This is a genomic window from Gordonia sp. AC31, from assembly GCF_031844505.1.
Lineage (GTDB): Bacteria > Actinomycetota > Actinomycetes > Mycobacteriales > Mycobacteriaceae > Gordonia > Gordonia hongkongensis.
In genome coordinates this window covers 1-1,260 of record NZ_JAUZVK010000086.1, presented here as the reverse complement: position 1 = coordinate 1,260, position 1,260 = coordinate 1, and the positions used below count along the sequence as shown (strand labels likewise).

Annotated in this window: 2 protein-coding genes; both read right to left on the bottom strand. The window is 66.7% G+C overall.

Annotation, left to right across the window (positions count from 1 at the left end; genetic code table 11):
• Positions 1 to 393: extracellular solute-binding protein (locus Q9R39_RS24690; protein WP_396275752.1), on the bottom strand; the 393-nt coding region annotated here is incomplete at its 3' end.
• Positions 394 to 404: 11 nt separating this feature from the next.
• Positions 405 to 1,260, bottom strand: an 856-nt coding sequence (locus Q9R39_RS24685) for an ATP-binding cassette domain-containing protein (RefSeq protein WP_311278459.1), incomplete at its 5' end; no start/stop codon positions are given.

The window sequence follows — 1,260 nt, the reverse complement described above, 5'->3', positions numbered from 1 at the left end:
GAGTGGCTTGGCGCCCAGATCGCTGGCGGTGTAGCGCAGGTCGGCGAAGGTGAGCTGGGCGACGTCGGGAGGGTTGCCGGCGATGACCTGCCGCTGCACGCTCTGCGCGATCTCATTCGCCGAGCCCTGCGGCGGTACGGCTTCCACATCGATATTCGGGTGCAGGCGCTCGAACTCCGCGACGAGGCCCCGCGTGGTGTCACCGAAGATCCCGGCACTGGCGAGGTTGTAACTCTCCCAGCGGATCGACACCTGCTGGTCAGGGGCGAGCTCAGGGATGATCGCGGTGGCCGATCCGCTCCCCGTGTCGGAGGTGGTCGGAACGGTCGCGCAGCCGGCAATAGCCGCGGCGAGCGCGACCGCCAGAACAGGCACGGCGCGTAACAACTTCATGGGGATCTCTTTCAGGAAACGAGGACAGGGGCCCGGTCGGGCTCCCAGGTGAGGCGACGACCGCTCTGCCGCGCGAAGAGGTGAACGTGTTCGGGGAGTACTGCCAGGGTGGTGACGTCGCCCGGCGCGAGTTGGATCGGCCGGGCGCCGCGGACACTGACCCGCTGGTCCCCGATCTTCACCTCGGCGATCTCTTCGTTGCCCAGGTTCTCGACGATATCGACCCGGCCCCGTAGGGCTGGCCCGTCGTGGCCGGCGGGCACCGGGACGAGATGCTCGGGGCGCACACCCAGGAGCACCTCCCGCACACCGAGGTCTGCGCTGGCGCGGTAGGGCAGCTCGATATCGATACCGGGAGAACGCACTACCAGCCGGTCGCCGTCCCCTGCGCACAGTTCGGCGGGCAACAGGTTCATGGGCGGCGCGCCCATGAACCCGGCGACGAACGCCGTCGCGGGTTCGTCGTAGATCTGCACCGGGGTACCGAACTGTTCGATCCGACCCTCGTTCAGTACCGCAACCTTGGTGGCCATGGTCATGGCGTCGACTTGGTCGTGGGTGACATAGACAAAGGTGGTGTCCAGACGGCGATGCAGCGAGATGAGCCGGGTCCGGGTGCTTGACCGTAGTTTCGCGTCGAGGTTGGATAGCGGCTCGTCCATGAGGAAGGCCATCGGCTCGCGCACCATCGCGCGACCCAGCGCCACTCGCTGTCGCTGCCCGCCGGACAACTCTTTTGGGCGCCGTCGCAACAGATGGCCGAGGTCGAGCAGTTCCGCGACCTCCTTGACGCGTCGACGGATCTCCGGTTTACCGGTTTTGCGCACACTGAGGCCGAAACCGAGATTCTGTTCGACGGTGAGATGC